Source organism: Ruegeria sp. HKCCA4812 (assembly GCF_013034245.1).
Lineage (GTDB): Bacteria > Pseudomonadota > Alphaproteobacteria > Rhodobacterales > Rhodobacteraceae > Ruegeria.
Genome location: NZ_WQFQ01000006.1, coordinates 46073 through 71900 on the forward strand (window position 1 = coordinate 46073; position 25828 = coordinate 71900).

Below are 25828 nucleotides of genomic sequence, written 5' to 3' on the forward strand. Positions count from 1 at the left end.
CAGAACACGTAACCATGAGACAGTTCGCGGCCTAGCTCAACAGCCCCTTCAGATAGGTGCCGTACGTGGATTTGGCGAACAGGCGCGCGCGTTCATCAAGCGCCTCGTCGTCAATCCAGCCATTTGCCCAGGCAATTTCGTCCAGGCTTCCGGTCTGCATACCCTGACGTTCCGTGATCGTGCGCACGAAGTTTCCCGCATCCAGCAAAGACCCGTGCGTGCCGGTATCCAGCCAGGCAAAACCGCGCCCCATGGTCTGCACATCCAGCAAACCTTCGTCCAGATACATCTCCAGCAGCGATGTGATTTCCAGCTCGCCACGCTCTGACGGTTTGACCTCATGCGCGCGGGCCGGAGCATCGCCATCCAGAAAATAAAGACCCGTCACCGCGTAGTTCGACGGAGGTACCTTGGGTTTTTCGACAATCGCGCGGGCTTTGTTCCCTTCGAAATCCACGACACCGTAGCGTTCGGGATCAGCGACCCGATACGCAAAAACAGTCCCGCCGCGCTCCAGTTGATCCGCCTCGAGCAGCAGGTCCGGAAGGCCATGTCCGAAGAAAATGTTGTCACCCAGAATCAACGCAGACGGCGCACCATCCAGAAAATCCTCGGCCAGTGTATAAGCCTGCGCCAGACCGTCAGGAGACGGTTGCACGATCCAGGTCAAGGACAACCCGTATTGACTGCCATCCCCCAAAAGGCGCTGAAACTGATCCTGATCCTGGGGGGTGGTGATGATCGCGATTTCGCGGATCTGCGACAGCATCAAAACACTCAGGGGGTAAAAGATCATCGGCTTGTCGTAGATCGGCAGCAATTGCTTCGATATCGCCATGGTGATCGGATAAAGCCGGGTTCCGGACCCACCGGCAAGAATAATGCCTTTGCGCTGCATAATCTGTCCTTTCAAGGTTCAGCTGGTCGCTGACTTCAACTCGCTCAATATCTCGGCCAGTCCAGCTTTCCAGTCGGGCCTCTGAATTCCGAACACGTTTTCAAGCCGCGAACAGTCCATTCGTGAGTTCAGTGGCCTGGGCGCCGGCGTTGGGTACGCCTCGGTTGGAATATCCTCGATTTCGACCGACAAGCCGGATTGAGAAACAATTTCACGGGCGAAATCCGCCCAGCTGGCATCGGGTGCCCCGGAATAGTGGAACATGCCACCTTTGGCTGCGGGGCCGGCCTTGGCCATTTTCAGCAAGGTTTCGGCGATGTCGGCAGCAGGTGTTGGCCCACCGATCTGATCTGCGACGATGGTCAGCTTGTCACGGGTTTCTGCCAGTCGGAGAATGGTCTTTGCAAAGTTCTTTCCGTGGGCCGAAAACACCCAGCTTGTGCGCAAAATGGCATAGTGACCGCCAGCCTCTGCGATCTGGTGTTCGCCGTCCAGCTTTGTTCGACCATAGGCCCCCAAGGGCCCGGTGGGGTCATCGGTGTTCCAGAGGGTCGTACCAGAGCCGTCAAAAACGTAATCCGTGGAAATATGCAGAAAAGGCAGGTCGCGGGCCGCGGCGGCGCGCGCCATTGCACCGGGTGAATCTCCGTTGATCCGTTGCGCCAGGTCGCTTTCCTCTTCGGCCTGGTCCACCGCCGTATAGGCGGCCGCATTGATGATCACGTCCGCATCCGTATGCCGGATGGCGTCTGCACATTGCGACGGGTCAGACAGGTCCGCCGCGGTGCGATCCAGAGCTTCAACCAGGACACCATGCGCCTGTCCGCGACGTCGCAACTCGGTCGCCACCTGCCCCCCGTGGCCGAACACCAGCGCCTTCATTTGGCAACACCCAGCCGCTCACCCACGCCACTGCGGGCCCGCAAGGCGTTCAACCATGCGCTGTTGTCCAGATACCACTGAACCGTCTGTTCCAGCCCGGTTTCAGGCGTGTAGGAAGGACGCCAGTTCAGTTCGGTGCGAATCCGGGTCGGATCGATGGCATAACGCTGATCGTGACCGGGGCGGTCAGCGACGAACGTGATCAAATCCGCATAGGGCGTTTCACCCGGCTTGAGGCGATCCAGGATCGAACACAGCATTCTGACAAGATCAAGATTGGTCATCTCATTCTCGCCACCGATATTGTAGCTGTGGCCCAGTTCACCCTTTTCGAGCACCAGCAACAGGGCTTCGGCATGGTCATCGACATGCAGCCAGTCGCGAATGTTGTCGCCTTTCCCGTAAATCGGGATCGGTTTGCCCGCCAGCGCGCTGAGGATGACAACGGGGATCAGCTTTTCCGGAAACTGGTAAGGGCCGTAGTTGTTGGAGCAATTGGTAAGAACCACTGGCAGGCCGTATGTTTCACGCCACGCCCGCACGAGATGATCCGATCCCGCTTTCGAGGCCGAATAGGGTGAGTTCGGCTGGTATGGGCTGTCTTCGGTGAAAAACCCGGTTTTTCCCAAGGACCCAAAGACCTCGTCGGTTGATATGTGATGAAACCGGAAATGCTCGGGCCGGCCGGCACCCAGCCAATAGGCGCGTGCTGCTTCCAGCAATACATAGGTCCCGGTCAGGTTCGTGTCGATGAACGCGGCCGGGCCATCGATCGAGCGGTCAACATGGCTTTCAGCGGCCAGATGCATGATCGCGTCTGGCTGGTGCCTGTCCAGTATCGCCGACATGGCGGCGGCATCCCGGATATCCGCATGTTCAAAAACGTATCCCGGCGCATCCGCGACAGAGGCAACATTGTCCAGACAGGCCGCGTAGGTCAGGGCATCGACATTGACGACCGAATGCCCATCGGCAATCGCGCGACGGATAACGGCAGAGCCGATAAAGCCCGCCCCGCCCGTAACCAGAATTTTCATTGTGTGTCCTCGAATACGAAAGGAGATTCAATTTCGCGCAGAAGTGGTGCGATCCGATCTTTCTCGGACAGCTGGGGTTCTGAATTGCTCTGTGGCCATTCAATGCCGATATCGGGATCGTCCCAACGAACCGCGCCTTCGGTTTCCGGCGCGTAGGTATCAGAACACTTGTAGACGATCTCGGTCTCCGGCTCCAACGTCACGAACCCATGCGCGAACCCCGCAGGAACCAACAGCATCCGCCCGTTTTCGAAACTCAGTTCTTCACCGACCCAGCGACCATAGGTGGGCGAGCCTTTGCGGATATCGACCGCGACATCAAACAGCCGCCCACGACCGCAGCGCACCAGCTTGGCCTGCGCCCTTGGCGGAGCCTGAAAATGCAATCCGCGTACCGTGTTCACCGTGCTCGAAAGGGAATGATTGTCCTGAACGAATTGCGTATGAATTCCTTGTGCCGCAAAACTGTCGCCATTGTAGGTTTCCTCAAAAAACCCGCGATGATCGCCAAAACGCTTCGGGGTGATCAGTTTCACTTCCGGAATGGAAAGCGCCAATATTTCCATTGTTACTAATTTTCATCTATGTGTTGATGTCTCGGCCTGCTATGTCACATTTGCTCCACCGACGCCAAGACCTATGTTGTCTGATCAGCAATTTGAGCGGCTTATCGGTTCCGAAGGTCGGGCGATTATCGCAGGCAAGTTGCGATTCTGGTAGAATTCATTGAAATTATTGGACCATCTCTGCATGAAAACACAGGGATGTAACAGATAGTGAAGCCGCAGGCGCGCCAACGCTTGGGTCGAAACCAAAAGCACCGCGACATGGGGCGGTATTCAAGCGCTGAGGCTGGGACGTGTCAATTTGGCCGCAAAAGCCGATCTACACCTTACTGCTTAAAAAGGTACAAGCCTGCTTTGGCCGAGATATCTTTCGGCGCTCAGGCCGCTTCGAGATTTCCCAACAGGATGGAGGTCATGTCCACGTTGATGACCCCATCCACCGCCACGACGTCGACACCTGTCTGATAGGTTACATTGTCTCTGGTAATCCCTGAAAGGTCCGCGTTCTCATCCAGAAATACCCATTCAGGGTCATGGGCCGTGGACTGCCCAACGGCGACTTGCAAAATTGCAAGCGCATCCAGGGCGTTCACAGTGCCATCCCTGTTGACGTCTGCGGCTATCAGGTTTTCCGCGGTCGCGGGACCCCATGTCGGGTCGAGACCAACCGAGATGCGCAACACTTGCAAGGCGTCCAGCGCGTCAATCTTTCCGCTCGCCGTGGAATAGTGTTTGGTGATGTCCAGCACTCCGGGAAAGGTGCCATCGGGCAATTCCAGATCAAACCGCCCCTGATCATCTGCGGTGGCGGATACCGTGCCCCCGCCGTCCGGCGTGAACCGGATTTCCGCATCCGTCAGCCCCGGATTCGCAGCCTCGCTGTCCACCGTAATCTGCCCGACCAATCCACCAGAGCTGCCCGGTGTCTGCCCGCCCAGGTCCCCGAAATCTACCGGGATGTGATCCGGTCCGGCGAAGCCTGCGCCGAAGATATCCGTGCTTGTCAAAGCGCCGCCCGAGGCGGATTGGACCTGCACGACCTCGCCACGATATTCGATCTGAGCGCCGTTTGCCGTGCTGGTAAAGGTCAGTTGCTGAGGCGACCGCAACAGCAGGTAGTCGAACATATCCAGACGATCCACGCCCGCCTGAAAGTCGGTTATTGTGGTCAGACCACTACCGGACTGCATCACGAAGATGTCGGCCCCTGCACCACCCGACATCGTCGTCGCACCCTTCCCCGCGATGAGAATGTCGTCTCCGGCGCCTCCCAAAAGGGTCGTGTCCAGAATACCGCCGCTGAGGATATCGTCCGACGCGCTCCCGTTCACGGTACCGAACCCCTTGCGCACCACACCCAGATCATCGACCGGGACCGTCAGGACGTTCACCCCGGCATCCTGTTGTGACGTCACGAGAATTTGCAGCTCGTCGCCCACATGTGCAACCGCCAGCGATTCGACATTCTGCAATCCACTGGCCAGCGTATCCTCGAAACTGTCCATATGAACAAGTTGACCTTCGGGTGTCAAAGTGAACAGAGACAGGCCATCATCGCCGCCGCCTGCAACCACAAAGACCCGACCGTTCACGTCTATGACCTCCAGATCCTGAACCGATTCAAACCGCGTATGAAGCGTATCAAGCACATGGTCCGTCGCCTTCAAACTTCCATCGCTGTTCAATTGAAGAACACTGAGGGAGTTGCTTACGGACCCCGCCACCACGACCCAGGATTTACCGTATGCCTCTACGGTCTCGACATCCGTTGGAGTAGAAACACCAAGGGTTCCGAGCGCCGAATCATTGTTGATCTCGGTTAAAGTGCCGGTGCCGGAATCGATGCGATATGTCGAGACAGAGTTTGTTGCCGCGTCACTTGAGATCAGAAAATGTTCCGAACCCGACCGCAACGTCTGCATGGCATCCGCTGTGCCGGCAATCAAACCCGCAAGACTGAGCGTCCCGTTCGCGTTCACATGGTAGGTTCCGATATTGCCTGTATCCTCATGCGCCATCGCAAGGACACCCGAAGACCCAAGTGAAAACTGTACGATGGCCGAGATATCTCCGCCTCCGTTGAGCACACCCGTTTCCTTCAGGTTACCGATCGTTCCGTCCGCGTTCACGTCATACCCGACTAGGCCCGTGGCAGTGTTGATGTCGAGCGCAATCTGCTCGGTTCCCGCCAGCGTTATCGACGTGGCACTGCGCCCCACCTGGAAGGTGATCGAACCGCTGTAATACTCGGTATCAACCAGCTGCGGCAGGGCACCGTCGACCAGCCGCCAGACCGCGACGCCGCCACCCGGGCCGGTCACCGTGTAGAGATACGTATTCCCGTTAAGCGTTTTTAAAGCCGTATCGCCGATACCTGAATCGAGCGCCGTGCTCCCCGTTGCCACTACACTTTCGAACTGAAGCATCACAGCCATCACCTCCCGCGCCACCCCTGGCAGTTACGGCAAGATGACCAGATGAGCAGACCGAAACCGAAGCAGAATTGTGGTGAAAACGAGAAGTTCGGTTTCAGTTTAACTCAATTTTTTCAGGTCCGATCGCTACGGCAACAAATGGGAAAGACAGATGAGCAAAACGCCAAACAGCACATCCTTTCCTGTTGCGATGATCGCGGACACCACATGCGAGGGCAAGATGACCAAAGCACCTGAGGCCAACAATCGTCCGGCGGCTGACTCGACGGACGGAGATCGCAAATCTCAAGTTCAACAATGGATCAATGGTAAACTTGGTCGTTGGGCGGGTCGAGGCGCGGCTGGCAGCCTCATGTCCACGTTGATGGCCTTGCCTGCCTTGTCACAAGCAACCATCGAAGAGCTTTACGCCTTCCAGTTCGCAGAGACAATTCCGGGTGTACGCTCCGCCAAGTTGCTGAAAAACGGCGATGTTCTTCTGAAAATGGCGGACGGTCGGACGATGATCGTGGCGGCGGAAAACGTGCAGGTTCTGGACAGCGGCGCAATCATGATCGCGGAAGCGGCGGTTGCTGAAATCGCCCAGTTCAGCGCAGCTGAAGCCGGTGCAGCAGCTGGCGGAATCAGCGGCGCCGGGGCTGCATTGGGCGGCCTCGGGCTGGCCGGCGCAGCTGCCGCTGCGGGCGGAGGCGGTGGCGGCGGCGGCGATTCCCCGGAACCTGTCGCGCCAGCGCCTAAACCCCAACCCCAACCGGAACCGAGCTATACCAGCCTGAACCTGGCCGAACTTCAGGCAACGGCATTGAACAGTGCCATTACCAATGCCGCCGCACCCGAAGGAACATCGACAGTCGAGGTCACGATAGGTTCGCTGGTCAAAACCGTAACACCCAACGATGACGGCAGTTGGAGCATTTCTCTCACTGCGGCCGAAGCAAATGCGCTTCCGCAAGGCGTCTCTACGGTGACAGTCAGACATCTGGACGATTCAGGCACGGAACTGTCCAGCGAATCCGTCAAGTTCGATATTGATACAATTCCTCCAACCCTGTCGATCACCGGGTTTTCCGATGGCGCTGTTTTGAATTCGATCGAACAGGCAACGGATCTGACGGTCACCGGAACAACCGATGCAGAAGACGGGCAGTCCGTTACCGTCTCAATGAACGGGCAAAACTATTCGGGCACGGTATCCAATGGACACTGGAGCGTCACCGTTCCGGCGGCAGACCTCTCGGCCCTTCCTGATGGCGCGACGATTGCCGTTGCGGCGGATATTGCCGACGCGGCGGGAAATCCCGCACCACAGGCGAGCGGAAGCTTTGATACTGATTTCACTGCACCAACTGTATCTCTGGATCCCGTGGCTGGCGGCTCGATAGAACTGATCGACGTAGCCGGCGACCTGGCCTTGACCGGTTCCACCACGGCAGAGGATGGTCAGACCATCATCGTTACGTTCAACGGACAAGTGCACACAGGCACCGCTTCTGGCGGAAGCTGGAGTGTAACGATCCCCAATTCCGATCTGAGCAGTCTTTCCACCGGAGTACCTGCATCTGTTCTGGTAGCCGTCGAGGACGTGTCGGGCAATCCGGCAGTGCCGCTTCTAGTATCGGTTCCCGTAGACCTGACCGGTCCTTCCATTTCGATAACACCGCTTCCTGTTGGTTCCGTACTGAACGCAACCGAAGCCGGATCCGACTTGACCATCAGCGGGCTGACGTCAAACGTTGAGGATGGTCAGCAAGTCACCGTAACCCTCGATGGTCAAACATATTCCGGAACAGTATCCGGCGGGGCCTGGAACGTGACTGTGCCAGCTGGGGATCTGGCGTCCTTGTCGGATGGAGGCAACTTCTCTGTTACCGCAGATGTCGACGACGCCAGTGGCGTGACGGCACCGCAGGCCGCAGTGACATTTTCCAAGGATGTGACCGCGCCGACGCTCAGCATCGACAGTTTCTCGGACGGAGCTGTCATGAATGCAGCCGAGCGGGCCACGGATCTTTCCATCTCGGGCAGTACGACAGCTGAAGACGGACAAATCGTAACCGTCAGTCTGAACGGGCAGTCCCATAGCGCAACGGTTTCCGGCGGCAATTGGAGCGTAACTGTACCTGCTTCGGATCTGACAGGTCTATCTGACGCGTCGACCGTCACCGTAACTGCGGATGTCTCGGACGCTGCCGGGAATCCGGCTCTGCAAGCGAACAACAGCTTTACCACCGATTTCACGCCACCGACGATCGGAATTTCAACCGTATCCGACGGGGCCGTCATGAACGCCGCTGAACAAGGAACCGACCTGACGGTGTCAGGAACTTCCGATGCGCCGGACGGAACCGTTGTTACCGTCGAAATCACGCGCGCTGACGGCACTACGGACGTCACCGGAACGGCAACGGTAACCGGGGGCACTTGGACCTATACGGCAACCGTGACAGATTTGTCTGCCCTGCAAGACAACGAGACTTACAATATCAATGCGTCGATCTCGGACGCGGCGGGAAACAACAATCAAACCACGACAAGCTTTGCCACTGACTTCACAGCACCTTCAATATCCATAAACAGTCTGCCTGTGGGTACCGTGTTGGACGTGACCGAGAGGGGCGTGGATCTTGCAATCTCAGGCACGACCACGGCTGAAGATGGCCAGACCGTTTCGGTCACATTCGGCGGGCAAACCTATACAGGCGTTGCATCAAATGGTTCGTGGGCAGTTACCGTTCCAGCAAGTGATCTTGGAATGCTCTCTGACGGAACGAGCTATACCATTTCCGCCACTGTTGACGATCTGGCCGGAAACAGCTCGGCCGCGGCGAACAGCTCACTTTCCACAGATTTTCGCCCCCTGTTGACGTTGAACGATGTCGGGGTCAACAATTCGATTGGTCTTGCCGATGCCAAAGCTTCCGGAATTACTCTCGGCGGGTCATCGACCGGATTGTCAATCGGCCAGTCGGTGGATGTCACGTTAAACGGCAGTTCGGTCGGATCTGCAACGGTGGCCGCAGACGGATCCTGGTCGCTGGCTGTCGCGGCGTCCAACTTTTCGGCAGTGGAGGCAGGTGATGACCTTGTCTTTTCCGCGCAGGCGACAGTTGCGGGTGGACCAGATCCGCTGCCGGTTTCCGAGCAGGCCGTTGCGCATGAACCCGCCGCCTATGTGATCTCTGAAGTAGGGCGCTCGGGATCTACGGTGACATTCGCAATCTATGCCGAAGCCGACCGCGATATCTCTGGCGGTCTGGCTTTGACGGCAGAGCTCGGATTTGACCCTTCGGTTGTCACATTCAACACGGCGTCGGTTTCGGAAAACAACGCCTTCGATTTGTTCTTGGCCAGCCCGGGCGCCGGGGGCGCGATGAATTTTGCTGGCGCGGCGACAACCTTTACAGATCTTTCTCAGCCGCTTGTCACTTTCACGATGACGATCCAGGACTCCAGCCAGCCTATTGAGCTGACAATCAAAACGTCTGATGGCGGGCCAACGACAGTGCAGTTTGGCACCATTGGCGATGACACGCTCACCGCTGCGAATACGGACACCATCACGCGCGGCGGTGACGGCGACGATACCATTGATGTTTCTGCAGCAGGGCGAGACATCGTCGTCTTCGAGGCCGACCCGGCCAGCAATGGTACAGACGCTGTGACTGGCTTTACGATTGGCCCGGCTGCGGATGTAACCGACGCACTGATGTTCCACGGGCTGGACACCAATACGCTTCGCGGTGATGGCACCGGAATCGAATTGCTTTCCACCGGAGACACGTTGGGCACGAACACCGGATTTGTCGGCCTCAGCACGGTACTCACCGACCTCAACCTCAGCACAATCGAAGCCGCTGTCGAGAGTCTTGCCGGAGTCATGGCGGGCGATGAGCTTTACGTGATGGCAACTGACGGAACAGACAGTGTTCTGGTCAAGGTAGATTTCCAGGCGGCGAACGATGCCAGCGTTGAAACCGTGGCCACGTTCCAAGACCTGAGCGATCTGAGCGGCCTGACCGCAGATAACATCCTTCACACCGACCCGACCGGGGCAACGGCCTGATCCAGACCGGCGCACATACAGACGTAATTCAACATCATGAGGCGGTTATGGCACAGAATGGCTTAACTCCGGTCAGTCTTGGAAGACATGGTCATCGGTTCTGGAGGCGGTTCACCTCGTTCGATTTCGCACGGACTATGGCAGATTGCCCTGTGGTCGAAGCAGAAATTCTTCAGGCCGCCGCCACATTTCCAATCACTTTTCGGAAATCTGAACACGGGTTTTATCCAGTGGCTGTATTGTCCGTGCAACCGGACCAGCCTACGCCATTTGTGTCAGCACATGGCAAATGGCTCGCGACTTATGTGCCATGCGTCTTGCGCTGTGCTCCGTTCCGGCCACGACTGACTGAACCGGATGGTAACGGCCGTGACGAATTGCTTGTCGACGAAACGGCGGGGCTTATCACTGACAATCCGGAAGACGAGGTATTCTTCGACAAATCAGGTCAACTTGCGCCGGAACTGAAAAAAGTCGCAGCTTTCTTTCGCGCCCTGAAAGAGTCGATGAAACACACAACGCATCTGTGTCGTGTTCTTGCTGACATGGGATTGTTTGGTTCACTGACCACTTTTCAGGGAGTTGAGTTTCCGAGCGGGCATTTTGGCGTCACGCAGAACGCCCTGGAGAAAATTCCCCGCGCGCACTTGTCACTGCTTACTTCGAATGGGGGGTTGCGACTGATTCACGCTCATCAGATTTCGCTGACCCACAGTATCTGGCTGACACACGCACATGCCCGCGCGCATCGGGAAGCTGATACTTCTCTGACACAACAGACCACCGGTGTTTCAGGGTTCTTGGACGCGTTGGTTGCGGCGCAACAGAAAGAAGAAGCCATGGACCATTGCAGGCAGGAGGGTCATCATGCGTTCCTGTAAAGCAGTTTTGTCCTGGGTTGCGTTCGCTCTGCTCGCAATACCGTTGTCCGCCTGCACGCCCCCTCCTGATTTGACTCTAGTGGCAGTGTCTTTTGCACCCGGGACCACCGGTGCCGGGGCAGTAAAGCCATCGTTAAAGCTCAGCAGTAGTGCATTCGGGCAACGCGTGCGCCAGGCGGTAGAGACAAGCCCGACATTGGCGCAAAGCAATACAAGGATGGATATCGCATCAGCCAATCAAGATGCAGGGGAAGGCGCCTTTCTTCCGCAGATTTCGTTGGGAATAAATGCACGGTCCGAACGGGTCGAATCGGACATTGCAGATGTTTCACCCTATCTGAGAATTTCACAATTGGTTTATGACGGTGGGGCTGCCTCGGGGGATCTGACGGCAGCCCGGGCACGTGTTCTGGAAACACGGGGCGATCAAATTCAGACGGCATCAGCCACGGCGCTGGCCGCCATCGAGACCTATGTGCTTGTCATTGATCAAAGAAAGTTACTCCGCATCGCGGCTGACAATGTCTCGGTTCATGAAGAACTGGTGCGTCAGATTTCGGACCGCACAGCGGGCGGCGCCGGTTCAAATGCAGATGTTCTGACCGCGCAGTCCAGAATGGCAGATGCACGCACAAGACTGGCTGACGCACGATCACGAACTGATCGGGCCGAAGCGCGGTTTCGAGAAGTGTTCGGGACTTTTCCCGGCTCATTGCCCCCTCCTGTACCAGCTCCACCGCTGAATAGAAGTGATGCCCAGATCGTAATGAACAGCCCTCAGATCCGCAGGGCGGATGCCCGCTTGCTGGCAGCCAAAGCCGAATGGTCGGCCGCGCAGGCACGGCGCAAACCGAACGTTCGGGTCGCCGCATTTGCCAACCAGGATGACACTCGGGACGCAAATTTTGGCGTGGATCTTTCTTTCAACTACGAGCTTGACAGCACCGGCCAACGCCGCGCCGCCATCGCAGCAGCAGAAGCCAAAGTGAAAGAAGCGGAGTTCGCGAGAGAGCAATTGGTTCGCGAAATCATGCGGGAGCTGGGCTTTATTCGATCCGATCAAAAAGCAGGCGCAGAACGGCTGCGCGCGGCCCGTATTGCGGCAGCTGCCAATGCCGACAGTGTTACTGCATCCCGCGCACAGTTCTCGATTGGGCGTCGCAGCCTGATCGAAATTCTGGACGCTCAACGCGATTACGTAAATGCGCAAGAACGCCTGATTCTGGCCGAACAGAGTTATTTTCTGACCAACTACGCGGCACTGAGCCTTACCGGAGACATTCTGGACCTGCTCGGACTTTCGCTTGGCAATTGGAACGAGGTGAAATGAGCACGTTGAAATCAATGCCGGATCGCGCCCGTTTGACATGCTACGAAGCCTGCATTCTGAATATCGCCGCGACGCTTGAACGCCCTCTGACCCTTGCAACGATCCAGGCGTCGCAGACCGGTTCGGACGGGGATCTGACTGTTCGTGACATCCTCTCGGTGGCGGAAAACACAGGTCTACAGGCGGGCTATGGCGCGCGGCGCATCGCGAGTTTTGACGAAGCATTGGCTCCGGCCTTGTTGCTGATGACCGAAAACAAGGCGGTTGTGTACCATGGCCGCGCAAAAAACGGTGCCTTGCTGGTCTATGACCCGGAACTTGGCGAAGGAATCGGCGAAGTTTCAGAAGAACAGCTGGCCAAGTCCTACACCGGTTTCGCTGTCTTGTTTCGGCGAAATCATACAGATGAATTGGACACCGGTCACACGGCTTACCGAGGTCATTGGTTTCGCGCGGCGCTGTCCGCCAATCGATGGACTTACATACAAGTTGCTCTCGCTGCGGCACTGGCAAACCTTCTTGGCTTGTCGACCTCAGTTTTTATCATGGTTGTCTATGATCGCGTGTTGCCCAATGAGGCAACCGAATCGCTCATTGCCTTGACGGCGGGCGTGGCCTTGGCGCTGCTATTTGACTTCGCGCTGAAATTGCTGCGAGCAGCGTTCATCGACAAGGCCGGGCAAAAAGCCGACTTGCTCATGGGGCGGCGAATTTTCGACCACGTTCTGAATATCCAGATGAAGTCACGCGCGGGTTCCACCGGCGCTATGACCAGTACCATTCGTGAGTTCGAGACCCTGCGCGAGTTCTTCACGTCCGCAACGCTTGTTGCCGTCGTGGATCTGCCGTTCATCTGGTTGTTCGTGTTTGTGATTTACCTGGTCGGCGGACAACTGGCATTGGTCCCGGCTCTGGCCGTGCCTGTGGTTCTGCTGACAGGTTTGGCCGTACAGCCGCTTCTGTCCCGCATGGCAGAAAACAGCCTGTCTGACGGGCAATCCAAACAATCGGTCCTCGTAGAAGCTGTCTCGGGCCTTGAAACGATAAAGACAACGGCCGCGGGCCGACAAATGCGTTCCCGATGGGAGCAGGCGATAGAACGGCAATCCTCGCACGGTGCTCAGAGCCGGGCCGTTACACAATTTGCTCTCAACCTCACCGGTTTTACGCAACAAGCGGCACAGGTGTTGATCGTATTTTATGGGGTTTTTCTGATCACGGACGGACAGACCAGCATGGGCGCTTTGGTTGCCTCGGTGATGCTGACAGGGCGGGCACTGGCACCTTTGGGGCAGCTGGCGCAGACCTTGACAAGGCTTAACCAAGCCCGAAGCGCATACCGAAACCTCAACGCGCTGATGATGGCGGAAAGCGAACGCCCACAAGGCCGAACTTGGGTCAACCGACCTCATTTCCAAGGAGCGATCGCCTTCAACAACGTGTATTTTTCCTACCCTGACCAGGGGGAAGATACCCTGCAAGGCGTTTCATTCACGATCAAACCGGGTGAAAAAGTGGCGATCTTGGGTCAGATTGGCTGCGGGAAAAGCACCATCGCACGTCTGATGCTGGGATTGTACGCGCCGCGTCTTGGATCTGTCACATTCGACGGCCTTGATATCCGCCAGATCGATCCTGGCGATCTGCGACGCAATATCGGATCCGTCCTGCAGGACATATGGCTCTTTTCCGGATCAGTCCGGGACAATATCGCAAGTGGCGCAATCCGGCCAAAAGATCACGAACTGATCGAAGCAGGCCGCGCCGCCGGGGTTGAGGATTTCGTGGCCAACCATCCCGGGGGTTACGATCTTCAACTCGCGGAACGCGGCGAAGGCCTCTCTGGCGGACAGCGGCAAGCCATTGCCCTGGCAAGGGCACTCATTGGCCGTCCGCCGGTTCTCCTGCTGGATGAACCAACAAGCGCGATGGATGTCAAAACCGAAGCCCAGGTTATCCAACGTCTGAAAGAATGCACGGCAGAGTCCACCATGGTTGTCATTACACACAGAACCAGCCTGTTGGAGCTTGTTGACAGAGTCATCATCCTTGAACACGGGAAAATCGCGGCGGATGGCCCCAAAAGTATGTTGACGCAACATGTTCGTCGGACAGGGAGGCACCTGAATGTCGCAGCATCCTGATCTGGCCACCCTGGCGCGCGAGATGCAGGGACGCTCTCCTGTTCGGAGTTCCTTGCTGCTTTTGGTGATTCTGCTCTGCCTGATCGCCGCGCTATTGTGGGCGCATCTGACCGAACTGGACGATGTCACGCGCGTGGACGGCCGGATCGTGCCTTCCGGAGACATCCAGCTGATCGAAGCCACCGAGCCCGGCGTATTGCAGTCGTTGCATGCGCGCGAAGGCCAACTGGTCGAAAAAGGTTCACTGCTGATGGAACTGGAAACAACCCAAATTGACAGTCAGCTCAGTCAGGAACAGCAACGCGCGTTCGGGCTGATGGCGCGCATCCAACGTCTTCGGTCCGAAATTGATGGGACACAACTGGATTTCGATGTTCAACTGATCAACGGCGCGCCTACCGTCGTGCAATCCGAAACTGCACTGTACCAAGGCCGGCAGGCTGAGTTGGAGGCAGAAATAGCCATCCTGGAGCGTCAGCGTCAGCAAAAACAGCGAGAGTTTGAGGAAGGCCTGGTCGATCAAGTGACGGCAGAAGAAACCCTGGTGGTCCTGGCCGAAGAGAGGGCCATCATGGCGCCGCTGGTCGAGCGTCAAATGGAGCCTGCAACAACATTGCTTGCGTTGCGGCGGAGTGAAGCCGAATGGCGCGGTCGCAAGGTGCGGGCAGAAGCTGTGACCAACAGGTTGCAAACGGGCTTGGACGAAATCGATGATCGGATTCAAGCGGTGCGAAGCCGGTTTCGCAGCGCCGCGCTGACGGATCTGGCGCTTGCTACTGCCGAGCTGGCTGCCTTGCAACCCGCCCTGCCCGCTTTGCGCGACCGGGCGTCAAGGGCACAGGTTCGGTCTCCGGTACGCGGCATTGTAAACCGGATTCATCGCTCCACCATCGGCGGTCTCGCCCGCAGTGGAGAGGACCTTGTTGAAATCGTGCCGCTGGACGACACATTGCTGGTTGAAGCCTATGTAAAGCCTGAGGATATCGCGTTTTTGCACGCTGGTCAGCCTGTGAAGGTCAAAATCACGGCTTATGATTTCGCACGATACGGGGCGCTGGATGGTGAAATCATCCGCATCGGTGCAGACACGGTCACACGATCAGAGCGGAATGACGAAGAGGTCTTTGTGGTCGAGATCCGAACCAAAAGCACCATGCTTGATGGGAATGGCATAGCGGTCGAAATCATACCTGGAATGATCGCCGAAGTGGACATTCTATCTGGTCGCAAAACAGTGCTGGATTATATTCTGCAACCGGTTGTGAAGATAAAGGATCAGGCATTGCGCGAATGAGCGATGGGGTAATTGGGGGCAGACGTGTCACTTCCGATACGGAAATCTCGGTGTCAGCAGCTTCAGCACGGAAGGCTCGAAAGGGTCAAACAGACATGGAAAACAACTCATCTGACCAAGTCTCGGCCGGTTGGATCTGCGTCTACTTCCAACCGACATCACCCAAGAATATATACCCCGCCCCATAGATCGTCTTGATCAACCGCGGGTTCTTGGGATCCTCTCCCAGCTTGGTACGCAACCTGGAAATCCGAACATCCATCGCCCTGTCAAAACTGTCTCCGGCTGCGCCGCCCAGGGACTCCTGCATTTGTCCCCTGCTGATCAGCCGCTTGGGGCTTTCCAGAAACAGCCGCAGGACTTCCCCCTCTGCATGGCTGAACGGCGTTTCGTCACCTGATTCACTTTCAAGCACGTATCGGTCAAAATGTGCGGTCCAGCCGTTGAATTCCGCCGTATCCGAATGAGAGGTCTGAGTGCGGGGTGTTCTTAATCTTGCCCTGATCCGCGCCACGACTTCCGCAGGGTCAAACGGTTTTGTAATATAATCGTCTGCCCCAAGTTCCAGCCCCGTAACACGGTCCTGCACCTGCGCGCGCCCCGAAATGATGATCACGGCCGCGCCTTGTTCCAACGCCAGACGATGAACCAACGCCAGCCCATCCGTATCCGGCAATGACAGGTCGACCAGACAGACATCGGGCGTCACACGGTTGAGCGCAGCCTCGAATTCTCGCGCGCGGGAAAAACTCTGCGTACGGAAACCGGCATCCTCCAGAGCGTCCGTTAGGATGCGCCGGATTTCGGGTTCGTCATCGAGGATGGTAACCAGCGGTTGCGTCATCAGGCGGCCTCGGTTTGGATCAGGGCTGACAATTGAGCCTGCGAAAATGGTTTACGCAACACCGGGGCCAAGGCAAGGGCGCGCTGGTACAACGGGTCCGAACTGGGCAGCGATGTCATAAGGATACATGGCAATCCCGGCTTCACCTGCCGCAAAATGTCCAGACCGGTACCACTTCCTTCGAGACGGATATCGGACAGGACCAGAGAAATGTCTTCAACGCTGTTTATCAACGCCAGCGCCTCATCTACCGAATTGGCCTCGATGACGGCGAAGCCCAGCTCTACCAGCATATCCCGAAACTGCCCCCGCAGATCTTCGCTGTCTTCGACCAGAAGTACCAGACCGTCTTGCACGGGCGGAGCTGGCCGATAGGGCAACCGCAAAACGACGGATGCGCCTGATGGCGTGTTCTTGAGGTTCAGATCGCCCCCGGCCAGCTTGACAGTGTCATACACCATGGGCAGTCCAAGCCCCGACCCGTCGCTTCCCTTGGTGGTAAAGAACGGGTTCAGCGCCTTTTCCAGCGCCTCAGGTGTAAAACCTGGGCCGGTGTCCGATACGGTGATTTCAACCCAGATTTCTCCGATGGTGTGCGCGCTGATTGTAATCTGGCCCGAACTGCCACAGGCATCCCGCGCATTCAGCACCAGGTTCAGCAACGCATCCTGCACCATTCCCGGATCCAGCATCAAAGCCCGGTCGGGCAAAGTGTTGACAACCGACAAACCGACGCCGCGCGGCAAGGAAGGCGAGGCCAGTATTCTCAGGTCTTCCAACAGCGCCTTCATGTCCGTGGCCTGAGGATGTGGCGTTCGGTTCCCGGTCATGTCCGCAATCCGGTTCAGCAATTGCCCACCCCGACGCGCCGTTTGCTGTGTCGCGGCAACCAGCTCATGTGCTTCATCCGACAGGTCCATTTTGTTCAGTTTGGACTGCATCCCAAGGATGATCGTCAGCAAGTTGGAGAAGTCATGAGCCAATCCACTGGTCATCTGGGCGGCCATAGCCCGGCGGCGTGTTTGCTGCAAAACGACGCGCGCCTGCGTTTCCTCGGTGATATCAACCGACATTACATATACGCCACCGGCGTCATCCGGCGTGAATGAAACGCGGATACGGCGGGAATCCTGATCCTCGTTGAACTCGAATACGGAGGTTTCTCCGTCATAGGCTTTTGCCAGATGCGTTTTGACCCGCCGATACGCGGCGGCACCAAGCGCTTCGGATATGTGAAGCCCAAGAATCTCCGACGGACGTCCGGGCAGGACCGCGCTCAAACGGCGGTTGGAGTAGTCATATCGACCAGTGCGATCCAAATGCGCGATATGAGCCGGCATCATTTCGGTCATCATGCGTGTGCGGGCTTCGATTTCGGTCAGCTCGCGTTTGGCCTCTTCCAATGCCTTGATCGTGGCCGCAAGCTTTCGGTTGGTTGCAGACAGTTCTTCGGCGTGGCCGAGCAATTGTTCCGACAATTCTTCTGATCGCGCCCGCAGCAGGTTTTCTGCTCGCCGGGTGCCGGTAATGTCAGTGTAGACCGCAACCCATCCGCCCTGTGGCAACGGCGCGCCTTCAATCGAGATAACCTGCCCGTTGGGCCTTACGCGCTCCATGTAATGAGGCTCGAAAGCCAAAGCCTGCTCGACGCGCAGGTTCACCATTTCTTCCACACTTTCTTCGTCACCGTATTCGCCACGGCTGGCGAGAAAATGGATGGTATCCCGAAACAAAGCTCCGCGTTCGACCAGCTCGTCCGGCAGGTCGAACATTTCCTTGAACCGACGATTGCTCAGCACCAGTTTCAGGTTGCTGTCATAAATCGAAAGCGCCTGACCGATGAGATTCAGTCCGGCAGTCGTCATCGCCTTTATGCGCTGTTCGGTGATGTCCAGGTTCGTCTTCTCCACGCCCCATGGGTACCATCAGAATTGATGCGCCGGTAGTGGAATTGATGCACGACAAAACGTCTCATGCAACTTGCCTGATCCAACTGAAAAGAGCGCGAAAGCGTGCAGTGATCCTAATATCTGGAACGGGACTTCGCGCCTTCGGACGTGATGGAGTGCAACGACAAGGTATGATCCATGTTTCGCATCCGATGGCGCAGCATCTGTCTGCCCAACCGGGCAAGATCAGCCGCAAACGCAGGGTTTTCCGCAAGGTTTTCGAATTCTCCCTGTCCCTGGTGATCAAACAGGATCGGCGGCAGGTCGGCTGCAAACTCGACCAACGTGAACCGTTCGTCCCGCAATATTCCCAGACAGGAATCACTGTTGCCCGTTCCCAACCGCCGTTGCCAGAGCGTAGGTTCTTCGGGTTCCGAGAAATCCAGCTCGCTGAAGGAATAGCTGCGCCAGTCATCGGGAACGTCGCCGTGCAACAAGGGCAGCAAAGACCTGCCATCCATGGCGTTTGGGACAGTCTGCCCAATCCAATCAAGGATAGTCGGCGTGACATCAATCGACTCGGTAGGAACGGTCACTTTCGCGCCGGCCATGGCCTCGTTCCCCGGAAGGCGTATCATCAACGGTGTGTGATAGGCAGCGTCGTACACAGTCATTTTGCCCCAGCTGTGCCTGTCGCCCAGCATTTCGCCATGATCAGCCGTAATGACCAGCATGGTATCGTCGTATTGCCCGCTGTCCTTGAGATACTGAACGACGCGCCCGATATGGTGATCGACCTCGGTCGCCAATCCCAGATAAACGGCACGCAAAGTGCGAATGTTTTCATCCGTTGGCTCAACGTCAGCAAAGCCATGAACGAACTTTTCTGCCGTATAGGCGTCCAGCTTTGGTCCGAAAAACGGATGCAGCGCCTTTTCAGCGGCTTCGCTCGGAAGGCGTTTCGGCAGAGGGATTTCCACCGGATCGTACATGTCGTTATACGGGGCAGGCGCAACCAAAGGTGGATGAGGACGGATGTAAGTCAGATGAGCAAACCACCCCTCGCCTTGATGAGGTGCAATCCCGTCCAGAAACGCACCGGTCAGGAAGGCTGTGTCGCTGTGTTCTGCCCGATACATGGCCGGGTCGTTCAGCTTGGGCGTTTGACCATCCGGTGAGACAGGCTTGTAGACATCCCAATATGTATCGAACGTATAGCCATTTTTCATCAAATATGATCGCCAGGGGTATGACTCTTCCAGGCGCATTTCGACAACTTCAAGGAACCCGTTCATCGATTGTTCGTAAGATTTGAGCACGGGGTCGTTGGGATCATGGACTCGGGGATCGGCAGACGTATCGGTGTACCCGAACAGCATCGGCATATAACCCGCCTTTCGCATTTCCGTGGCGATGTTCGGCGTGTCATGACGCAGCGGAGTTCCATTTCGCACGGAACGGTGGTTCATCGCGTATTGGCCGGTCAAAATCGATGCGCGGGATGGCCCACAGGGGTTGGTGACAGAGAAGTGGCGCGTAAAACTTACCGCCTCGTCCATGAAAGCCCGAAGGTTCGGTAGCTGCACGTGCTCGGCCAGAGCGCCGTTCAGGCAATCTGCCCTCAATTGATCGATGATGATGAACAGAACGTTCTTGGCGTGATGCATACCGACTTCTCCGAATTCCGCACCCAGGGTTCCGCAGCGGAATGTGTCCCGCTTCCGTTTTTCGCGCAACCGATTAGTCGAACAGCCCTGCGTTTTCTTTTCCGGCCTGACTTGAGCCGCGAAAAGTAACGGAAATGTCTCTAGTTATGCTAGCTCCTGCTCATGGTCCGGCGTGACGCCAAGGCCATCCTTTGCGGCAAAAACCGGGTCAATGGGCACAAAGTCATTGCAGGCATTGAATGTTTTACTTCACATGGCACCATGACGCAGCCAACGATCACATCAGAGCGCGACGCCAGCGGCAATCAAGTGCGCATATCTGGTGAGTTGCTCACACAATCCCTGCAAAACGTGGAGCATGATTTTGCTGCGGTCCAACCTTGTGGGGGCAAGGTCGTTTTTGATCTGTCCGGCATAGAAGCACTGGATACGGGCGGGGCCTGGCTGGTTGCGGACCTAGGCCGGAGGTTCACGTCAAACGGTGCCACGCTGGAGTTTCAAGGCGTGAAACCCGCACATGCGACACTGATAGACACGGTGACACGCAGCATCCCGGACAAACCCGGCAAGCTTGAGGAGCCTCGCGGTTTTCTGGACTGGGTCGCTCATGTGGGTCAGGGCACATTCGGAGCCTGGAAGGATACCCTGTCGATCCTCGAATTTCTGGGCCTTACCCTGCACCGCTTGTTTCGGACCCTGGTCATGCCGTGGCGTCTGCGCAAAGCGGCCCTTGTCACTCATATGGAGGAAACCGGGGTCAAAGCCCTTCCCATCGTGGCCCTGATGGGTTTTCTGATCGGTGTCGTGCTGGCCTTTCAGGGTGCGACACAATTGAAACAGTTCGGGGCCGAGATCTTTGTGGTCGAACTGATTTCGATCTCGATTCTGCGAGAGCTGGGAATTTTGCTGACCGCGATTATTGTTGCCGGCCGCTCAGGTTCGGCATTCACGGCCTCGATCGGTTCGATGAAAGTACAGGAAGAGATAGACGCCATGCGGACGCTGGGCCTTGACCCGATCGAGGTTCTTGTCATTCCACGTGTTTTGGCGTTGCTCATCATGCTGCCCATTCTTGGCTTTGTCGCAGATATGGCCGGCCTGTTCGGCGGCGCCCTGATGAGCTGGATCGATCTGGGCGTAAGCCCGGGCATGTTTGTCACCCGTTTGAAGGAAAACACCGACGTCTGGCAACTTGCAGTTGGGTTGATCAAGGCACCGTTCTTTGCGCTGGTCATCGGGGTCATAGCATGCTGGCAGGCCTTGCAGGTCAAAGGGTCGGCCCAGAGTGTGGGGCAGCGTACAACCGCATCGGTTGTGCAATCCATTTTCATGGTGATTGCAATCGACGCATTGTTTTCGATTTTCTTTTCCGAAATCGGAATCTGACATGAACGACGGCACGCAACACGAAACGGAACAGACCACATCGCGGCGTGACGCCGTGATCAGCGTTCGCGGTCTCAGGAACCAATTCGGAACGCAGGTGGTTCATGACGATCTGAACCTTGATGTCTGGCGTGGCGAGGTTCTGGGCATCGTAGGCGGGTCCGGAACCGGAAAATCCGTCTTGCTTCGTACAATTGTGGGTCTGAACAAACCTGCTGCTGGCAGTATAGAAGTGCTGGGAGTGGATGTCCTGAACGGCCCCGAAGAGGAACGCCGCAGGATCGAACGCCGCTGGGGCGTGGCCTTTCAGGACGGTGCGCTGTTTTCATCGCTGACCGTATTGCAAAACGTGATGGCCCCACTTCGAGAACATACGGGCATCAGTGAAAAACTGATGGAATCGCTGGGTGCGTTGAAGATCAGCCTTGTGGGTCTGCCCCAGCTGAGTTGCGGCAAGTTTCCATCGGAACTGTCGGGCGGCATGCGAAAGCGCGCCGCCCTGGCACGGGCGCTGGCGCTTGATCCCGAAATCGTTTTTCTGGATGAGCCGACCGCCGGATTGGACCCGATTGGCGCGGCTGCATATGATGAACTGATCGGCGAATTGCAGCAGGCACTTGGGTTGACTGTTTTCATGGTCACCCATGATCTGGACAGCCTTTACGCCATCTGTGACCGAATTGCAGTGCTTGCAGAAAAACGCGTGCTGGTTGAAGGTCCGATTGAGGATATGACCAAAGTGGATCATCCTTGGGTGCAGGAATATTTCACAGGGCCCCGCGCCCGCGCGGCGCAACAGAAGGGTCAGGACAGGTAAAGGCGATGGAAACCAGAGCAAATTACATCCTGATCGGCGCGTTCACCCTTGCGGGGCTGTTGGGCGTTTTCGGCTTTTTCCTGTGGTTGGCGAAATTCGAAGTGACCCGCCAATACGCTTATTACGATGTATTGTTCGATAACGTCTCGGGGCTTTCGGCGGCGGGCGGGGTGAATTTCAACGGCCTTCCTGTTGGGCAGGTGATCTCTCTGAACCTGGACGAGGACGATCCCTCCAAGGTTCGCGTGCGAATAGAAGTGGATGCAGATATTCCGATCACCGAAGAAACGATCGCCCAGCTTCAATCGCTGGGTGTTACCGGCGTCGGTTACGTTGAACTTACCGGTGGGTCACCTACTGCCAAAAGGCTGCCGCAAGACAGCGTGATCAAAAGCAAGCGCAGCACCATCCAGTCATTGTTTGAAGGCGCACCAAAAGTGCTGGACGAGGCCGTTACACTTCTGGAAAGCCTGAACAAGGTCGTCGACGACAAGAACCGGCAAGCCGTGAGCAGCATTCTGGACAACCTTGCCTCTGCGACCGGCCGGCTGGACAAAACATTGACAAGCTTTGAATCCGTGGCCAGCGACATTGGCAGTGCAGCCAAGGATATCGGTGAATTTTCAAAACGTCTGGACCCTTTGATCGAAACGGCGGATACGACCCTCAAGACCGGCACGGACACGCTCAATTCTGTCAAGTCCGCGTCCGAGTCAGCCAGGGCTGCGCTGGACGAAGTGAAAACGACGATCGAAACGGCAGACCGCATCTTGCAGCAAGACGTTCGACCTTTCATCGAGCGCGGGTCGCAACTGGCCGAACGGTTGACCCTCTTGTCGGATGAAGGCAGCGTCACTTTGGGGATCGTGAACGAGACCGTTTTGAACGCCAACACGACACTTGGTTCGATCACATCTGCAATGGACACGGCCAAAGGTGCGCTGTCTTCGGCGGAAACGGCCTTTGAATCAGCCAATCGCGTCATGGAAGAAGACGTGGCGCCCGTTGCGGAAGATATCCGGAAGGCGGCCAACCAGGTCACCGAAACAGTCTCGAATATCACCGGTAAGATCGATCAGATTTCAGACGATGTCCTAAACGCGTCGAACTCTGCCTCAGAGCTGCTGGGGACAATTGACGGCATCGTGCAGACCAACCGCCGGCAGGTGTCAGACTTCCTGCGCGTGGGTCTGCCGCAATTTATCCGCTTCGTCGAAGAATCCCAACGCCTGGTAATCAGCCTCGACCGTCTGGTGGACAAGGTCGAACGTGATCCTGCGCGGTTTCTGCTGGGCACCCAAGCATCGGAGTTCCGTCAATGATCAAGCCTGCAATTGCAATTCTGACGTTTGCATTGGTCGGTGGATGTGCCGGGTTGGGCACTTTGAAACAAGCCGCGAAACCCAACGATCTGTATCTGTTGACACCCAAAAGCACGTTTTCGTCAGCGCTGCCGCGAATACAGAAACAGATCGTTGTTGAAGAACCAACTGCAACCGCTGCGGTGAACACGGATCAGATCGCCATTCAGCCCACCCCGTTTCAGGTTCAGTATTTGCCACGGGCGCGATGGGTGGATCGCGCACCTCTGATCGTTCAGACGCTGTTGATCGAAAGCTTTGAGAATTCTGGCAAAGTCGCCGCCGTTGGCCGATCAACGGTTGGATTGCGCGCTGATTACGTGATTGCACCGGACCTGCGCGAGTTTCAGGGCATCGTTGTCGCGGATCCCGAGAACGGAGACAAAATCCGTATCGAAGTGCGCATGAACATCAAGGTCATCGATGAATACGACGACAAGATCATCGCTTCGAATTCGTTTCAGGAAAATGTCGTTGCCGCAAGCGACCAGACATCAGATTTGATCAAAGCGTTTGATTTGGCCTTGGGGCGCGCGATGCGGGATTCTGTTGAATGGAGCATTCGCAGGATCAACTCGCATGTGGCCAACAATCCCAGATCGAACCCCAGTTGAGTTAATCCACATGTCGAAACGGTGAGCGCGGGCGCAGTTCGCCCACGCCTGTTCTGGGTGAACGGTTGCTAGTAACGGATCGGGTCTCAGAAACGAGATGCCGAAGCGCGTTCCCAATCCGCCGCGAATTCCTCGGGAACCACATCTGCCAGCAGCGCACCATCCTCCAGATAGGTGTAAAGCTCGCCATAGGTGCGCTCATGCTCGTCCGCCGTGCGCCGCAAAATGTCGCGCGGATGCAGCTCGGACACTTTTTCCTTTCCCATCGCACCCAAGAGTTCGCGGAAACTTTCCAGTGTTGCGTCGTGATACCGGTGAACGCGCCGCCGCTTTTGCGGGATGTTCACCGCCCGCCCGCGAACTGGATCCTGGGTGGCGACCCCGGACGGGCAACGGTTAGTGTTGCAATGCAAGGCCTGAATGCAGCCCACCGCAAACATCATCGCCCGTGCCGCATTGCACATATCCGCACCAAGCGCGAATTTCTCGACCATGTCGTATCCGGTCGCCACTTTGCCCGCACAAATGATCCGGATCTTGTCGCGCAGCCCTACGCCACGCAGGCAATTGTTTACAAAAATAAGCGCCTCGTTCAGGGGCATGCCCAGACGGTTGGTGAACTCGACCGGGGCCGCGCCTGTACCCCCTTCTGATCCATCGATGGTGATGAAGTCCGGCAAAATCCCTGTCTCGAGCATGGCCTTGCAGATCGACATGAACTCGGACGGGTTGCCAATACACAATTTGAAGCCGACAGGTTTGCCGCCGGACATTTCGCGCAGATGCTGAACAAAATGCATCAACCCCGAAGGCCCTTCAAAGGCACTGTGAGTTGGGGGGGAAATCACATCCTGATGCTCGGGCACCCCGCGGATTTCGGCAATTTCGGCATCGACCTTGGCAGCGGGAAGAACGCCCCCATGCGCAGGCTTGGCACCTTGGGACAATTTGATTTCGATTGCCTTGACCACATCCTTTGTGGCCCTTTCGGCAAACTTGTCCTTGTCAAACCCGCCTTCCGGCGTTCGACATCCAAAATAGCCCGTCCCAATCTGCCAGATGATGTCGCCGCCTTCGACCAGATGGTGAGGAGACAACCCGCCTTCACCGGTATTATGGGCAAAGCCTCCGTCCTTTGCCCCGCCGTTCAGCGCGCGGATGGTGTTGGCGCTCAGCGCGCCGAAGCTCATGGCAGAAACATTGAGACGCGAGGCGCTGTACGGCTTCGTGCATTGTGGCCCGCCCAACATGACGCGATCTTCGCTTTTGTCCACATGTTTGGGCGCAAGCGAATGATTTGCGCGGTGATATCCAACCTCGTTTATGTCGTATTGCGTTCCGAAGGCCTGCGTATCCATCTGGCCCTTGGCGCGGGAATAGACCAGCCCGCGTACGATCCGGTTGTAAGGTCGGCCGCTTTCGTTGGTTTCAACGAAATACTGTCGAATTTCCGGGCTGACGAATTCAAGCATGTACCGGAAATGCCCCAGAACCGGATAGTTGTTCAGAACATTGTGCTTGGTAGTCAAAACATCATAAAGGCCGATGACCGCGTAGGGCACCAGGATGACCAAAAGCCAATGTACGGGCGGCCAGAAGAACCCCAACAGCAACACGAGCGGCAGGCAGACATAGCTCAGAAAATAGTAGATCCTGCGTACAATCATGTTCCTGTCTCCTCGTGGTTCCGACCGGCAGTTGCGCGTTCCAACTGCACTCA

Annotated in this window: 18 protein-coding genes; 9 read left to right on the plus strand and 9 right to left on the minus strand. The window is 56.8% G+C overall.

The window, feature by feature from the left end; all coding sequences use genetic code 11:
• Positions 1-31: 31 nt before the first annotated feature.
• The 5 genes from rfbA to GOW04_RS16070 all read right to left on the minus strand — a co-directional run bounded on the left by rfbA (position 32) and on the right by GOW04_RS16070 (position 5809).
• Positions 32-898, minus strand: a complete 867-nt coding sequence (rfbA, locus tag GOW04_RS16050; protein ID WP_171233231.1) for a glucose-1-phosphate thymidylyltransferase RfbA — start codon at positions 896-898, stop codon at positions 32-34.
• Between the two features lie 18 nt (positions 899-916).
• Positions 917-1780 (minus strand): dTDP-4-dehydrorhamnose reductase, encoded by an 864-nt coding sequence (rfbD, locus tag GOW04_RS16055; RefSeq protein WP_171233232.1) that lies wholly within the window; start codon positions 1778-1780, stop codon positions 917-919.
• Positions 1777-2817, minus strand: a complete 1041-nt coding sequence (gene rfbB, locus GOW04_RS16060; protein WP_171233233.1) for a dTDP-glucose 4,6-dehydratase — start codon at positions 2815-2817, stop codon at positions 1777-1779. Before rfbB ends, rfbD begins: the two co-directional genes overlap by 4 nt.
• A complete protein-coding gene (gene rfbC / locus GOW04_RS16065; RefSeq protein ID WP_171169900.1) occupies positions 2814-3383 on the minus strand; it encodes a dTDP-4-dehydrorhamnose 3,5-epimerase in 570 nt (189 codons plus the stop codon). The genes rfbB and rfbC overlap by 4 nt, the downstream gene beginning before the upstream one ends.
• 377 nt (positions 3384-3760) lie before the next feature.
• Positions 3761-5809 carry a dockerin type I domain-containing protein gene (locus GOW04_RS16070; RefSeq protein WP_254430176.1) on the minus strand — a complete coding sequence of 683 codons (2049 nt, stop codon included), beginning with the start codon at positions 5807-5809 and terminating at the stop codon, positions 3761-3763.
• A gap of 160 nt (positions 5810-5969) precedes the next feature.
• On the opposite strand from GOW04_RS16070, the gene GOW04_RS16075 reads away from it, so the two are divergent.
• From GOW04_RS16075 to GOW04_RS16095, 5 genes are read left to right on the plus strand one after another with little or no spacing between them, the layout of a single operon-like run.
• The gene (locus tag GOW04_RS16075) at positions 5970-9881 is read left to right on the plus strand and encodes an Ig-like domain-containing protein (RefSeq protein WP_254430177.1); all 3912 of its coding nucleotides are present in this window, start codon (positions 5970-5972) and stop codon (positions 9879-9881) included.
• A gap of 47 nt (positions 9882-9928) precedes the next feature.
• Entirely contained in the window at positions 9929-10762 is an 834-nt protein-coding gene (locus GOW04_RS16080; protein WP_171233234.1) for a SapC family protein, read from the plus strand.
• Positions 10749-12092 (plus strand): TolC family protein, encoded by a 1344-nt coding sequence (locus GOW04_RS16085; protein ID WP_256368274.1) that lies wholly within the window; start codon positions 10749-10751, stop codon positions 12090-12092. Before GOW04_RS16080 ends, GOW04_RS16085 begins: the two co-directional genes overlap by 14 nt.
• Complete coding sequence (locus tag GOW04_RS16090) at positions 12089-14236, plus strand: type I secretion system permease/ATPase (RefSeq protein ID WP_254430179.1); 2148 nt, start codon at positions 12089-12091, stop codon at positions 14234-14236. Before GOW04_RS16085 ends, GOW04_RS16090 begins: the two co-directional genes overlap by 4 nt.
• Positions 14220-15530, plus strand: coding sequence for an HlyD family type I secretion periplasmic adaptor subunit (locus GOW04_RS16095; RefSeq protein ID WP_171233236.1), 1311 nt, complete (start codon positions 14220-14222; stop codon positions 15528-15530). The genes GOW04_RS16090 and GOW04_RS16095 overlap by 17 nt, the downstream gene beginning before the upstream one ends.
• A gap of 142 nt (positions 15531-15672) precedes the next feature.
• Here the strand turns inward: GOW04_RS16095 and GOW04_RS16100 are convergent, their stop codons facing one another.
• The 3 genes from GOW04_RS16100 to GOW04_RS16110 form a co-directional block, all read right to left on the minus strand.
• Positions 15673-16374 (minus strand): response regulator transcription factor, encoded by a 702-nt coding sequence (locus GOW04_RS16100; RefSeq protein WP_152460491.1) that lies wholly within the window; start codon positions 16372-16374, stop codon positions 15673-15675.
• Entirely contained in the window at positions 16374-18239 is a 1866-nt protein-coding gene (locus GOW04_RS16105; protein ID WP_371814414.1) for a PAS-domain containing protein, read from the minus strand. Before GOW04_RS16105 ends, GOW04_RS16100 begins: the two co-directional genes overlap by 1 nt.
• Before the next feature lie 158 nt (positions 18240-18397).
• On the minus strand, positions 18398-19930 hold the full coding sequence (locus GOW04_RS16110; RefSeq protein ID WP_171233351.1) for an alkaline phosphatase family protein: 1533 nt from the start codon (positions 19928-19930) through the stop codon (positions 18398-18400).
• Between the two features lie 261 nt (positions 19931-20191).
• Here GOW04_RS16110 and GOW04_RS16115 point away from each other — a divergent pair, with 261 nt between their 5' ends.
• Genes GOW04_RS16115 through GOW04_RS16130 form a run of 4 tightly spaced genes read left to right on the plus strand, consistent with a single transcriptional unit; the run spans position 20192 to position 24108 of the window.
• Positions 20192-21316: an MlaE family lipid ABC transporter permease subunit gene (locus GOW04_RS16115; protein ID WP_171233237.1), complete on the plus strand. Its 1125-nt coding sequence runs from the start codon at positions 20192-20194 to the stop codon at positions 21314-21316.
• Position 21317: 1 nt separating this feature from the next.
• Positions 21318-22133: an ABC transporter ATP-binding protein gene (locus GOW04_RS16120; RefSeq protein WP_171229443.1), complete on the plus strand. Its 816-nt coding sequence runs from the start codon at positions 21318-21320 to the stop codon at positions 22131-22133.
• A 5-nt stretch (positions 22134-22138) separates the two neighbouring features.
• Positions 22139-23455 (plus strand): MlaD family protein, encoded by a 1317-nt coding sequence (locus GOW04_RS16125; protein WP_171233238.1) that lies wholly within the window; start codon positions 22139-22141, stop codon positions 23453-23455.
• Positions 23452-24108 (plus strand): ABC-type transport auxiliary lipoprotein family protein, encoded by a 657-nt coding sequence (locus tag GOW04_RS16130; protein WP_171233239.1) that lies wholly within the window; start codon positions 23452-23454, stop codon positions 24106-24108. Before GOW04_RS16125 ends, GOW04_RS16130 begins: the two co-directional genes overlap by 4 nt.
• Before the next feature lie 86 nt (positions 24109-24194).
• Here GOW04_RS16130 and GOW04_RS16135 read toward each other — a convergent pair whose 3' ends face one another.
• Positions 24195-25775 carry an FMN-binding glutamate synthase family protein gene (locus tag GOW04_RS16135; protein WP_171233240.1) on the minus strand — a complete coding sequence of 527 codons (1581 nt, stop codon included), beginning with the start codon at positions 25773-25775 and terminating at the stop codon, positions 24195-24197.
• Positions 25776-25828 lie beyond the last annotated feature (53 nt).